General features: G+C 63.8%; 11 protein-coding genes. 7 read left to right on the top strand and 4 right to left on the bottom strand.

Annotated elements, in window-relative coordinates; translation table 11 throughout:
* Positions 1 to 108 precede the first annotated feature (108 nt).
* From AC1DX4_RS06470 to AC1DX4_RS06460, 3 genes are all read right to left on the bottom strand, one after another.
* Positions 109 to 2,262, bottom strand: coding sequence for a transglycosylase domain-containing protein (locus AC1DX4_RS06470; RefSeq protein WP_477219524.1), 2,154 nt, complete (start codon positions 2,260 to 2,262; stop codon positions 109 to 111).
* 222 nt (positions 2,263 to 2,484) lie between these two features.
* Positions 2,485 to 3,417, bottom strand: coding sequence for a dimethylarginine dimethylaminohydrolase family protein (locus AC1DX4_RS06465; RefSeq protein WP_477219523.1), 933 nt, complete (start codon positions 3,415 to 3,417; stop codon positions 2,485 to 2,487).
* Between the two features lie 40 nt (positions 3,418 to 3,457).
* Entirely contained in the window at positions 3,458 to 5,047 is a 1,590-nt protein-coding gene (locus AC1DX4_RS06460; protein ID WP_477219782.1) for a zinc-binding metallopeptidase family protein, read from the bottom strand.
* 75 nt (positions 5,048 to 5,122) lie between these two features.
* Between AC1DX4_RS06460 and AC1DX4_RS06455 the strand changes: the two genes are divergently transcribed.
* The 5 genes from AC1DX4_RS06455 (at position 5,123) to AC1DX4_RS06435 (ending at position 10,221) form a co-directional block, all read left to right on the top strand.
* Positions 5,123 to 6,010: a LysR substrate-binding domain-containing protein gene (locus AC1DX4_RS06455; protein ID WP_477219522.1), complete on the top strand. Its 888-nt coding sequence runs from the start codon at positions 5,123 to 5,125 to the stop codon at positions 6,008 to 6,010.
* A gap of 267 nt (positions 6,011 to 6,277) precedes the next feature.
* The gene (locus AC1DX4_RS06450; protein ID WP_477219521.1) at positions 6,278 to 7,372 is read left to right on the top strand and encodes an ABC transporter ATP-binding protein; all 1,095 of its coding nucleotides are present in this window, start codon (positions 6,278 to 6,280) and stop codon (positions 7,370 to 7,372) included.
* Positions 7,373 to 7,440: 68 nt separating this feature from the next.
* Entirely contained in the window at positions 7,441 to 8,556 is a 1,116-nt protein-coding gene (locus tag AC1DX4_RS06445; protein WP_027041609.1) for an ABC transporter substrate-binding protein, read from the top strand.
* Between the two features lie 25 nt (positions 8,557 to 8,581).
* The gene (locus tag AC1DX4_RS06440) at positions 8,582 to 9,415 is read left to right on the top strand and encodes an ABC transporter permease (RefSeq protein ID WP_477219520.1); all 834 of its coding nucleotides are present in this window, start codon (positions 8,582 to 8,584) and stop codon (positions 9,413 to 9,415) included.
* Positions 9,415 to 10,221 (top strand): ABC transporter permease, encoded by an 807-nt coding sequence (locus AC1DX4_RS06435; RefSeq protein ID WP_477219519.1) that lies wholly within the window; start codon positions 9,415 to 9,417, stop codon positions 10,219 to 10,221. The genes AC1DX4_RS06440 and AC1DX4_RS06435 overlap by 1 nt, the downstream gene beginning before the upstream one ends.
* Positions 10,222 to 10,226: 5 nt before the next feature.
* Here the strand turns inward: AC1DX4_RS06435 and AC1DX4_RS06430 are convergent, their stop codons facing one another.
* Entirely contained in the window at positions 10,227 to 11,015 is a 789-nt protein-coding gene (locus AC1DX4_RS06430; RefSeq protein ID WP_477219781.1) for a 2-keto-4-pentenoate hydratase, read from the bottom strand.
* A gap of 293 nt (positions 11,016 to 11,308) precedes the next feature.
* Here AC1DX4_RS06430 and AC1DX4_RS06425 point away from each other — a divergent pair, with 293 nt between their 5' ends.
* The gene (locus AC1DX4_RS06425) at positions 11,309 to 11,716 is read left to right on the top strand and encodes a DUF3168 domain-containing protein (protein WP_477219518.1); all 408 of its coding nucleotides are present in this window, start codon (positions 11,309 to 11,311) and stop codon (positions 11,714 to 11,716) included.
* Positions 11,717 to 11,888: 172 nt separating this feature from the next.
* Complete coding sequence (locus tag AC1DX4_RS06420) at positions 11,889 to 12,188, top strand: hypothetical protein (protein ID WP_475451691.1); 300 nt, start codon at positions 11,889 to 11,891, stop codon at positions 12,186 to 12,188.
* Positions 12,189 to 12,195: the final 7 nt, after the last annotated feature.

The raw sequence follows: 12,195 nt of genomic DNA, 5'->3' as shown, positions 1-12,195 counted from the left end.
GGGCCGGGTGAATGAAGGAGTGCCGTTCGGGGATATCGCGGCGCAGGCCCCTGTGGCAAGCCGGCGTGATGGATTTGCCTGTCGGCCTCGCCAGCGCCGGGGCCGATGTCATAGCGCCGAAAGCGTTTCGGGCGGCGTTGAGGCGTCGAGTTTGGGGGCGGACTGGAACAGCTGGGTCATGTCCCGCAGCGTCTGCGTTGTCCGGCTAGACAGCACCGCCGGGCGTTCGGCTGCCGCGTCGGCCGCAGCTTGGTCCTCGCTCTTCTTCTGCGCTTCCGCGGCCTTGGCCGCGATCTCCTCATCGACGAACGGCTTGTCGATGCCGGGGATCGGCTTCAGGTCGATGTTCTGGTGCGCGTAGACCATCAGGCGCTGCCACACCATCGCCGGCAGCGAGCCACCGGTCATGTTCTTGGTCGGGGTGAAATCGTCGTTGCCCAGCCACACGGCCGCCGTGTAGTTGCCGGTGAAGCCGACGAACCAGGCGTCGCGGTAGGATTGCGTCGTGCCGGTCTTGCCGGCGACGACGATGTTGGGAATGAGCGCCCGCCGCGCCGTGCCCATCACCGGTACGGCCGCCAGCATGGTGTTCATCGATTTCAGCGCCTGCTCGGACAGCACCCGGTGCGGCGGCGGCGCATCCTTCGTCCAGTCATAGACCACGTCGCCGGTGCGGGTGACGAGCTGGGTGATGCCGTGCCGGGAGCCGACGAAGCCGTTCTGGGCGAACACGCTGTAGCCCGTCGCCTGGTCCATCACGGTCATGCCCGAAGTGCCGAGCACCATGGTCTTGTGTGCCTCGAGCGGCGATTCCACCCCGAAGGATTCCGCCATCGCCTTGATCGGCGCGATGCCGAGATGGTCCTTGGCCAGCCGTACCGGCACCGTGTTGATCGACTTGGCCATCGCCATCAACAGCGTGATGTTGCCCGCCGACTCGCCGCTGTAATTGTGCGGCGACCAGTTGCCCCAACTGATCGGGCCGCCTGATATGATCGAGTTGGGCGTAAAGCCGTGTTCCATCGCCGTGGCGTAGACATAGGGTTTGAACGACGAGCCGGTCTGGCGCAGCGCCTTGGTGGCGCGGTTGAACTGGCTGGCGCCATAGTCGCGGCCACCGACGATCGCGCGCACCGCGCCGTTGGTCTCGATGACCACAACCGCGCCCTCGGTGACGTTGTACTCCTTGCCGAACTGGCGCAGGTGGAACTCTACGGACTCTTCCGCCGCCTTCTGGATGTTGGCGTCGAAGGTGGTGTGGGCAACCAACGAGTGCTGGCCCGGCTTGGCGATCTTCTTGACCTCGTCGAAGGCCCAGTCGAGGTAATAATCCGGGCTTTTTTGTTCGCCACGATCGACGACATCGGCCGGATGCAGCCTGGCCTGCAGCACCTGGCCTTCGGTCATGAAGCCGGAATCGACCAGGTTGGAGAGCACCACATTGGCGCGCGCACGCGCTGCAGGCAGGTTGATGTGGGGTGCGTATTTGGTCGGCGCCTTGAACAGGCCGGCCAGCATCGCCGCCTCGGCAAGGTTCAGGTCCTTGACGCTCTTGCCGAAATAGAAGTCGGCCGCCGCTTCGATGCCGAACGTGCCGCCGCCCATATAGGCGCGGTCGAGATAGAGCTGCAGAATTTCCTTCTTCGACAGATTGGCTTCGAGCCACAGCGACAGGAAGGCTTCCTTGATCTTGCGCTCGAAGGTGCGCTCATTGGTCAGGAACAGGTTCTTGGCCAACTGCTGGGTGATGCTGGAGCCGCCCTGGACGACGGAATTCGCCCGCACATTCTCGAAGATCGCGCGCGAAAGGCCCAGCACGTCGATGCCGTAGTGATCGAAGAAACGCCGATCCTCGGTGGCGAGCACCGCCTTGATGACGTGATCGGGCATCTCGTCGACCGGCACGGAATCGCGCTGGATGATGCCGCGCTGGCCGATCTCATTGCCGTAGCGGTCGAGGAAGGTGACGGCGAAGTCGCCCTGGGCACGCCAGTCGCCGGTCGTATCCTGGAAGGCGGGTATCGCAAGCGCCAGCATCACCACGATGCCGCCGGCGCCGAGCGTGAACCCTTCGCTCAAAACTTCGATGATGCCGCGCCGCCAGCCTTTCAGACGGAAGCGCCGCGAGAAGATCGTTGCGCCTTCCCAGAACTGCCGTGCCTTGAAACCGATCTCGTAGAGCGAGGAATCGATCCAGGCGTCCAGCGCCAGAAGGCGGGAGGCGATCGCACCTCTTCTCTTGCGCGGTTCAGGGCTGACCATTCAAAAACCCGGCTCGGCTGTGGCGTGACCTGAAAACCGCAAGCCGGCAATTTCAGGGCAGCGCCCTGTTCCGACTATTCATCCATTTTGTGGACGCTCACAAGGGCGCCGAGGACACAGCCGCAAGGTTTGTCGATGAAAAGGCAGGCAACCGGCAAGCTGGCCGCCCGCCCACCGGATTCTTGATCCGGCGGGCGAGGGCTGTTTGTCGTTCCTTGGCTGTCAGGCCGCTTCGCGCTTCAGCGCCTGCGCCATGCAGTGGATGCCGCCGCCGGTCTTGGAGATTTCGCTCATGTCGATCGCCGCGACCTCGAAGCCGCGTGCCTTGAGCTGGCCGATCAGCGCCTGGCTGGAGGTCGGCGCGATCACCCGGTCCTTGCCTAGAGACATGAAGTTGCAGCCGAGCGCCATCGTGTCCTGGAACGGTACGTCGATGATCTCATGGCCCTTGCCCTTCAGCCAGTCGACGATGCCGGGTTCGGTGCAGGCGAGGCAGACGGCGGTGAGCTTTTCGGCGATCGGCACCACCATCAGGTCGATATGGACGTAATATTCGTCGATGAAGGCGAGACGCGTCTCCCAGCCCTCCTTCTCGAACCAGGACTGGACCTGGCGGGCGCCTTCTTCCTGCGTGCGGGCGCCACCGCAGCCGATCAGCACCACGCCCTCTTCGATGACGTTGAAGTCACCGCCTTCGAACGTGCCGGCGGTCACCATGTCGTAGATCGGGATGCCGAGTTTCTCGTAGGTGCGGATGGCGGCATAGTTTTCGCCGCGCCGCCACCAGTTGGCCATGGCGGTGATGAAGGCGCCATAAGGCGTCATGACGCTGGAATCGCGGGAATAGACCTGCATCGGCAGTTCCGGCGTCGGCTCGTGCCAGTGGATGTTGACACCGAAATGCTCATAGGCGGCGACCAGATCCTTGTGCTGCGCCTGGGCGATCTGGACGTTGCAGGGCGCCTCGCGCAGATGCTTGCGCGACAGCGAGCTGGTCGACAAATGGCGCAAAAAATTCGGCGATCCGAGCAGCACGTCGGTCAACACATCGGTTTCGTTGGCGAAGCCCCAGGCGGTCAGCGGCTTGGTGCCGCCCGCCGGATTGCGGCGCTGCAGCGAAAACGGCTCGGCGACGATGCGATCATGAACGGTCATGCGGTTCTCCTCATGGGCTTGTTCTCAAGAGTTGGTCTGGTCATGCATTGCTTGGGATCCACCAGTCGCGGCCACGCGCTGTGGTGACATATTCCGGCCAGCGGAAATTGATCGGCGGATCGTAATCACAGAGCGGTGCGATCCAGTTCGTGCCGCCAATGCCGCCGCCGGTGCGGGTGACGAACTCTTCCATCGCCGCATCGCGGACGGTCTTGTCCTCGAGCAGGCGTAGTGCTGCCAGCGCGACCGTCTTCGCCGCGCAGGTGACCATCGGGTCGATGGTGGCGGAAATGCCGCCCAGCGCATTCATCACCCAGGCAGGATAGGCGTGGCCATTCGCCGAACGCAATGCCGGACGGGCGACATAGAAGCGTGCCGTCGGCCCATGCCAGCTCATGTCGGTATAGTCGTCGGAGGTCGAATTCACCTGCGAGGGCGGCAGGTCGCGGCGCAGGATCGCCTCGGCCTCCTGTGGCGAAATCAGCCGCTCCAGCTCATCGATGAACGGGTTCTCGGTCGCGGCAGCCCCGGCATTGACCTGGATTTCACGGCCGATCGCCCTGGCGGCCTCGTCCCAACGTGGCGGCCCGACCGTCGACAGCGCTTCATAGGCGATCTCGGCCATGGCGTGATTGGCCAGTCCCGGCCGCGACTTCGACACCCAGTGGCGTTCGTATCGGCAGCCACTCATCGTGGCGGCGGCCGCGGCATTGCGGTCGAGCACGGCGGTGACCTGCTCGGCCATGGCAATGGTCGGCACCCGGATCATATACTGGATCTCGGCCAGCCCCGCCGGCAGATTGTCAGCGGTGGCCTGGCCGGCGGTCAGGATCGCCTCGCTGATCGACCAGCCACCCTGATGCGGCAGCATGGAGTCGCGCAGCGCCTTGGAGGCCATATACATCATCATCAGCGCGTCGTTGGCACCCGGCGCCCGCACCGCTGAATGTGCCTGCGGGATCGGCGCGCCGTCGCCCGCAGCGCGCGCCCAATTCTGCGGCTCGTCGCAGATGAAGCGGTAGATCATGGCGTAGGCGGCGCCACAATGCGTATCCCAGCGCGCCGTGTTGCAGAGCGGCAGCATGTAGAAGGGATGGAAGGAGATCATCCCGGCAAGGCCGTCATAATAGCCTTTTGCCGCATGGATCGGCTTCGAGCCGCGCACCTTCTCGGCCGGCTCGCCGGTGAAGCGCAACGTGCCTGGAATGCCATGGCGCTGCATGGCGGCCTTGGTGGCCAGCAGGCCGCCGAGGCTCGCCATGCCGAGCCCCGAATGCGGGTCGGTGTGGCCGCCGGCCTCGACGCCAAGGCCGGGCCGCGGCTGCTTTACGGTCACTGCGTCCTGGCAGTTGCCGGGGACGGCATCATATTCGGCATACATACCGATCGTCGGCCCGGCGCCATTCGTCCAGTGGGCGCAAAATGCGGTCGGCATGCCGCCGGAACCTTCCTCGACGGAAAAGCCCTCAAGCTTCAGCCGTGCCACATACCAGGCGGCTGACTGGTATTCGCGCCAGGCGGTCTCGCCGAAATCGAAGATGGTGCGCGTCCACGCCGACAGCAGCGGCTGGATGCCGTCGAGGCAGGCAAGGGCCGTCTCTTGCGCCGATGTCGTCACCGGTTTGTCCATGCCGCAAAGAAAGCAGTGAAGCGGCTCGCCAAAAAGTGATATGTTTTCCCGGTTCATGCAAATTCGGTTCACCTCTTGAGAATTCCATCCACACAGGCGCTGCGCGCTCTCGACAGTTTCGCCCGCCACGGCAGCGTCTGGCGTGCCGCCGACGAACTGCACCTCACCCGCAGCGCGGTGAGCCACCAGTTGCGGCTGTTGGAACGCGATCTCGGCTTCGATCTGCTGCAGCGCATTGGCAAAGGGGTGGCGCTGACGCCGCGCGGCCAGCGCTACGCAGCCGATGTCAGGAAGGCGCTGACCGTGCTCGGCGACGCGGGGGCGCAAAACAGCGGCGCCGGCGTCGGTGGGTCCTTCGCCATTTCCTGCCCTCCGGGCTTCGCCTCGATGTTCCTGTGCAGCCATATCGGCGAGTTCCAGCAAATGTACCCAGACGTGGCGCTCTCGATCCTGACACCTCGCCGCCTCGACGACGTCTCGAATCCGGACGCTGACGCCTTCATCGCCTTCGGCGTCGGCAACTGGCCGAACCGGGCGGTGGAACTGCTCTGCGAAGTTCACTTCACGCCGCTCTGCAGCCCGACGCTGCTCAACAAGGTCGGCGGCTTTTCCAAACCGGCGGACGTGCTGCGCGCCAACCTGCTGCATCTCTCCGACACCGAGGACTGGGCGCGGTGGCTGGCGCTGTCCAAGGTGGAGAACCCCGATACCGAAGGCGGTATCTTCTTTTCCGACATGAACCTCGTCTTTTCGGCGGCGGTCGCCGGACAAGGCATTGCCATGGGCGACGAGTTGACCGGCCGCCGGGCGCTGAGCGAGGGCCGTCTGGTCAAGCCGTTTGAAGCTTCGGTGCCCTCGCCACGCTCCTATTTCCTGGTCTTCGAGCACGCCAAAGCCAACCATCCCGTGCTCAATGCCTTCAGCGACTGGCTAAGGGCAAAGCTGTCGGAGAACAGGCTCTAATCTCCCCTCTCGAGGGGGAGATGGCCGCGAAGCGGCCAGAGGGGGTCGGTTCGACCGGGCTCGGCCTGCTGCGGCGGATGAAGGTTGGCGCTCCATGCGCGGCGACCCCCTCTGTCGCCTTTGGCGACATCTCCCCCTCAAGGTGGGAGATTAGGCGCGCGCCATCTCCCACCCGTGAATCAAATTTGCCGATCAGGCGAAAACTATTCGGTTGCGGTGAGCCGTGAGCCTGCCTACGATTTCACCAGAGACTGAGGAAGAGGCAGGATGCAGCAACCCGGCCGGGCCGCAGAGATCAAGGCAATCGGGATCGGCAAGAGCTTCGGCTCGTTCCGTGCGCTGGACAATCTGTCGCTCAATATCGGCCGCGGCGAGTTCCTGACGCTGCTCGGCCCCTCCGGCTCGGGCAAGACCACCTTCCTGATGATCCTGGCCGGCTTCGTGCAGCCGACCGAAGGCAAGCTTTTCAGCGACGGCACCGACATCACCGATCGACCGGCCGAACAGCGCGCCGCCGGCATGGTGTTCCAGGGCTATGCGCTGTTCCCACACATGAGCGTCGAGGCCAACATCGCTTTCCCGCTCAAGGTCCGCAAGAAATCGGCCTCCGACATCAAGAAGCGCGTCGGTGAGATGATCGAGCGTGTCGGCCTGATCGGCCATGAAAAGAAACTGCCCTCGCAGCTCTCGGGCGGCCAGCAGCAGCGCGTGGCGCTTGCCCGCGCGCTGGTGTTCGAGCCGGGCGTGCTTCTGCTCGACGAGCCGTTCTCGGCGCTGGACAAGAGCCTGCGCGGCCAGATGCAGGCCGAGATGAAGCGCCTGCACCAGGAAACCGGCACCACCTTCGTCTTCGTCACCCACGACCAGAGCGAGGCGCTGGCGCTGTCGTCGCGCGTCGCCATCTTCAACCACGGCAAATTGCTGCAGGTCGGCGCGCCGGACGAAGTCTACGACCGGCCGGACAACCGCTTCGTCGCCGAGTTCCTCGGCGAGATCAACATGCTGCCATTGAAGGGCGTGCAACCCGCCGACAATGGCTCGACCGGCGTTTGCGAGGACCGCGCGGTCAGCATGCATTGCAAGGCCGAGAAAGTTCGGGGTGACGCCATCCTGGCGATCCGGCCCGAACATATGTCGATCGCGCGTGAGGCGACGGTCGGCGAGAACGGCATTGCTGCGACCGCCATTGCCTCGACCTATATGGGTGCCGCGACCAAGCTTGACCTGACGACGCGCCAGGGCGCCAAGGTGACCGTCTCGGTGCCGAACGAAGTCGCGGCCTCCGCATTGAGCAAAGGCAATTCCGTCTGGCTGACCTGGCCGGCGGAAAAGGGTTTCCTCCTTCCGGACGGAGGACAATGACCGCCGGCGTGGACCTATGGGACACGCAGGCTTCCGGGAATGATCAACGACAAAAAAGGGGAACTGACATGACAAACGATACCAAGAAACAAGCCATCGACAGCCTGTCCGCAAGGGCAGGTCGCGGCGAGATTTCGCGCCGCCAGTTCACGCAGCTCGCGGCCCTCGTGCTTGCCGGCACGCCGATGCTGCTGCGCTCGACCGGTGCCTTCGCCCAGGCCAAGGAACTGGTGCTGGTCAACTGGGGCGGCGATGCCATCACCGCCTATGATGCGGCCTATGGCCAGGCTTTCACCAAGGACACCGGCATCACCGTCAAGATGGACGGCTCCGGCCCGACCGAAGGCGCCATTTCGGCGCAGTTCAAGAGCGGCGCGCCGACCTGGGATCTGGTCGACGTCGACCCGTTCTCGGCCATTACACTCGGCGCCCAGGGCGCTCTCGAGCCGATCGACTACAAGATCGTCGACAAGACCAAGATGCGCCCCGGCTTCGGCTGGGAGTTTGCCGCTTCGACCTATTTCTTCTCCTATGTCATCGCCTATGATTCCGAGAAATACGGCAAGGACGCCCCAACCGGCATGGCCGACTTCTTCGATGTGAAGAAGTTCCCCGGCAAGCGCTCGCTCTACAAATGGGGCGTGTCGAGCTGGGAAGCGGCGCTTCTTGCAGACGGTATCGCGCCGGCTTCGCTCTACCCGCTCGACCTCAAGCGCGCGCATGACAAGATCGCCGCCTTCAAGGAAAACGTCGTCGCCTACTGGGGTGGCGGCGCCGAGAGCCAGAGCGTGCTGCTCAATGGTGAAGCCTCGATGGCCATCGTCTGGTCGACCCGCGCCTCGCTGATCGAGCAGGATTCCGGCGGCAAGATCAAGTTCATCTGGGACCAGGGCCTGATCTCGCCCGGCGCGCTGGCCGTGCTCAAGGGCAATCCCGGCGGCAAGGACGCGGCGATGAAGTTCATCGCCAGCGCCCAGGATCCGCAAAAGCAGCTCGTCATGTTCGACAAGCTCGGCCAGGGGCCGGCCAATCCGGCCGCCGACGCGCTGATCCCCGCCGACAAGAAGCGCATCAACCCCGTCGATCCGGAGAACATGAAGAAGCAGATCGCGCTCGACATGGATTGGTACGCCAAGAACTATGGCGCGGCCCTCGACGAATACACCAAGATCATTTCGGCCTGACCAAGGCCGGGATAATCGGGTCCAAATGAGAGCATATCTCTCCGACAGGATGGGCGCGGCGCTGTTGATGGCGCCGCTGCTCCTGTTCCTTGTGCTTGCCTATGCCTGGCCGTTTCTCGGTGTCGTCAAGTGGAGTTTTACTCTGCCGACGCCTGGGCTAGGCCAATACGAGGCATTGCTCACCGACGATCTGGTGCAGTCGGTGTTCATCCGCACGCTGCGCATCGCGGCGATCGTCACTGTTGTGTCCGTCGCCGCCGCCTATGCCATCACGGTCGTCTGGGTGCGCGGCAGCCCGGCGCAGCGCCTCGTCGCCGAATTCTGCATCCTGGTGCCGTTCTGGATCTCCGTGCTGACGCGCGCCTTCGGCTGGGTGGCGCTTTTGTCCAATCGCGGATTGATCAACACCTGGCTGCAGTCGATCGGCTTCATCTCCGAACCGCTGACGCTGGTGCGCAATGAGTTCGGCGTCATCGTCGGCATGACGCATTTCCTCATTCCATTCGCCGTCTTTCCGCTGGCATCCGCCATGCGCAGCCTCGACGACCGCGTGCTGTTGGCCGCGCGCGGGCTCGGCTCCAGCCGCATGCGCACCTTCTGGACGGTGTTCGTGCCGATGACGCGGTCCGGCATCATCGGCTCCGCGATGATCGTCTTCGTCTTCTCGCTTGGCTTCTTCGTCACGCCGGCAATCCTCGGCGGCGGCCGCAGCGTCATGATCGCCGAGCTGATCTATCTCAGGATATTCCAGAGCCCGGACTGGGGGCTGGGGGCTGCGATCAGCGTTGTGCTGGTGTTGTTCGTCGGCGGGCTGATGGCGCTGCTGTTCCGCTACGTCAAACCGAAGCAGTTGATCTGATGCCGACCTATCGCCCCGGACCCGTCTCGCTGATCCTCGCCGCGCTGGTGGCGCTGTTCCTGCTGCTGCCGCTGCTTGCGGTCATCCCGGTGTCGCTGACGCCGAGCCGTATGCTGGCGATGCCATCGGGCGAACTGTCGCTGCGCCACTACCGCTCGCTGATCGAGGATCCGCGTTGGCTCCAGTCGATCCTGCTGTCGATCCGCATCGGCGTCGTCAGCAGCGCCTTTTCCACCGTGCTCGCGCTGTGCTTCAGCCTCGGCGTCTGGATGTTCCAGCCGCGCTTTACCGCCGCTCTCGTCGGCTTCGTGCTGTTGCCGATGGTGGTGCCGCCGGTGGTTTCGGCGATCACACTCTATTTCCTGCTCACCTCGATGTCCGGCGTCAGCTCGTTTTTCGGCTACGACACCTGGCTTGGCGTCGCCATGGCGCATTCGGTGATGACGGTGCCTTTCGCCACGGTGCTAATCCTGGTCTCGCTCAGCCAGCTCGACCGCCGCATCGACCTTGCGGCGCGGGGCCTCGGCGCCAGCGTATGGGAGCGCGCCACCCGCATCATCATGCCCAACATCAAATTCGGCATCGTCACCGCCGCGTTGCTGTCCTTCGTGCTGTCTTGGGAAGAAATCGGCGTCACGCTGTTCATCACCTCGGTCAACGCCATCACGCTGCCGCGTCTGATGTGGATGGGCCTGCGCGACAACATCGACCCGGCGATCGCGGCGCTGTCGGTGATCCTGATCATCATCACGGTGCTGGTGTTGGCGGTGCGCAGTGTGGTCACCAGGCAGCGCGCCGGGCACTGATTGCTCTACATAAACCTGACCGAGACGCGGCCGAACCTGCCCAGATCGCCGATGATTTCGTCGCCGGCCTCGACACTGATCGGCGTGACACAGGTGCCTGTAATCACCACCTGTCCCGGCTGGAGCGCTATGCCAAGGCCCGACAGTTCATTGACGATCCATGTCAGTGCGATACGAGGGTCGCCCAGCACCGCCGCGCCCGATCCATTGTGTTGTGACTTGCCGGAAACGAAGCCGGTCACCGGGTGCTCCGCGAGGTTCACGTCGCGCCAATCGTCTTCGACGGCCTCGCCGATGACAAACAGATTGGCACAGGCATTGTCCGCTATGAGCTGTGCCGCCCCGACAGCGCAGAAATCGTCATAGCGCGAGTCCGGAATTTCGATCGCCGGGTGCAGGCTCGCCACCGCATCCATCACCTCGGCGATTTCATAAGGCGCCGGACGCGGCGGCAGCTGGCGTCCGAAGCGGAAAGCGAATTCGATCTCGGCCACGCGCATCTTGCTCGTCGCGAGCGAAACGGCCCCGCCAACCTCGACCGCCTTCTCGGCGATGAGACGCCCGGCCATCGGGCCATCGACATTGATGTGCCTTTGCCCGGCCAGGCTGGTCGCCGCGATCTTCCAGCCGAAAAGCGGCGCTGACGAACGCTCCATCACATGTGACTGGATGGCGTAGCCGTCGATCCGCGTCTGCGGCCGCAATTCCTGGGGTATGGCGTCGAGACGGGTGCCGTTGTCCCAATGGCCTACCAACAACCGGGACGCGGCCCTGGCCTTTTCTGCATCGAGCATCGTCAGCTCCGGAAATGTGGGAAATGCTCCGGTGCTCAGCCAAAACCGGCAAGGAACATTCCATCGAGTGGACCAGTCCATATGGGGCAAGATCTGGTGACCAGGCAAGCAGTACGCCACGGTTTGCAACGCGCGCCGGCAAGTCGTATTTCCGAGATCATCGGCATTCATCATTCTGATGACGAATCGCCATCGTCTTCGCGTGGCGAACCGCTATATCTGGCAAGGGTATGCAGACATGGACAGGCTTTGGAAAAGCAATGTCGGTGATGCAACGGCTTGAGGAATGACAAATGACCGCGCCCGGCGATTTGCTGCAGGCACTGTTTCTAAGGCTCAAAAGCGATAAGTCGCTGTCGGCGTTGCTGAGCGGCGCTGGCCTGCTCGAACAGGCGACCGACAATGCCGCCTTTCCCTATGTGACCTGCGGCCAGACCAGTGCCTTTGACTGGAACACCGGCGCCGACAACAATGACGATCAGCTGATCACGCTGCATGTCTGGTCGAAAGCCCAGGGCGAAGCCGAAACGCTTGCCATCATGGACGCCATCAAGACGCGCCTTGCCGACGCGGCGCTGGTGATCGGCCCGCGCGGCCACACGCGGCTGTCGCTTGAGTTCACCGAGGCCCGTTACGACGAGGATCTCCTCGTCCACCACGGACTGCTGCGGTTTCGTGCGCTGACGCAGGAAGATGCCTGACACGCTTTCAATCTGACCGAAACGGAGTCTAGACTGGCATCTCAGGGATTTCGTCGGGTTGGGGCGTCGAAATCGCCATCGGTCGTCTCGCGTTCAGGGGTTTAGCGGGCATGTTTTTCGCATCGATCACTGTTCATTTCACGTTCAGCACCGATGCGTTACAACGCCGACCATGAAAACGCTTCGCTCCCACTTTCGAACCGCGACCCTGGCGCTCTGTGCTGCCGGGCTGTTCGCGTCGCAGGCGACAGCGATGCCGGTGATCGCGCCCGACCAGGCCAGCCCGATCGTCCTGGCCGCATCCGACTGCTACGCGATCGGCCAGCAGGTGGCCGAGCAGAATGGCGGGACGCTGGCCAAGGCCTCGCAGTCGACACGCGGTGGCCAGCCGGTCTGCGTCATCGTCGTGCTGGTGCCTGGCAAGGACGGGCAGCGTCCGCGCCGGTCCGAGATCGTCGTTCCGCAGAACTGAGCCAATC

The organism is Mesorhizobium sp. P3_A8 (assembly GCF_056402995.1).
The sequence above is the reverse complement of the archived record's forward strand: the minus strand, read 5'-3'. Positions and strand labels throughout refer to the sequence as shown.

Excerpts from the sequence above, each read along its gene's own strand:
- AC1DX4_RS06470 (WP_477219524.1), bottom strand. The coding sequence starts at position 2,262 with ATGGTCAGCCCTGAACCGCGCAAGAGAAGAGGTGCGATCGCCTCCCGC.
- AC1DX4_RS06465 (WP_477219523.1), bottom strand. The coding sequence starts at position 3,417 with ATGACCGTTCATGATCGCATCGTCGCCGAGCCGTTTTCGCTGCAGCGC.
- AC1DX4_RS06460 (WP_477219782.1), bottom strand. The coding sequence starts at position 5,047 with ATGGACAAACCGGTGACGACATCGGCGCAAGAGACGGCCCTTGCCTGC.
- AC1DX4_RS06450 (WP_477219521.1), top strand. The coding sequence starts at position 6,278 with ATGCAGCAACCCGGCCGGGCCGCAGAGATCAAGGCAATCGGGATCGGC.
- AC1DX4_RS06445 (WP_027041609.1), top strand. The coding sequence starts at position 7,441 with ATGACAAACGATACCAAGAAACAAGCCATCGACAGCCTGTCCGCAAGG.
- AC1DX4_RS06440 (WP_477219520.1), top strand. The coding sequence starts at position 8,582 with ATGAGAGCATATCTCTCCGACAGGATGGGCGCGGCGCTGTTGATGGCG.
- AC1DX4_RS06435 (WP_477219519.1), top strand. The coding sequence starts at position 9,415 with ATGCCGACCTATCGCCCCGGACCCGTCTCGCTGATCCTCGCCGCGCTG.
- AC1DX4_RS06430 (WP_477219781.1), bottom strand. The coding sequence starts at position 11,015 with ATGCTCGATGCAGAAAAGGCCAGGGCCGCGTCCCGGTTGTTGGTAGGC.
- AC1DX4_RS06425 (WP_477219518.1), top strand. The coding sequence starts at position 11,309 with ATGACCGCGCCCGGCGATTTGCTGCAGGCACTGTTTCTAAGGCTCAAA.
- AC1DX4_RS06420 (WP_475451691.1), top strand. The coding sequence starts at position 11,889 with ATGAAAACGCTTCGCTCCCACTTTCGAACCGCGACCCTGGCGCTCTGT.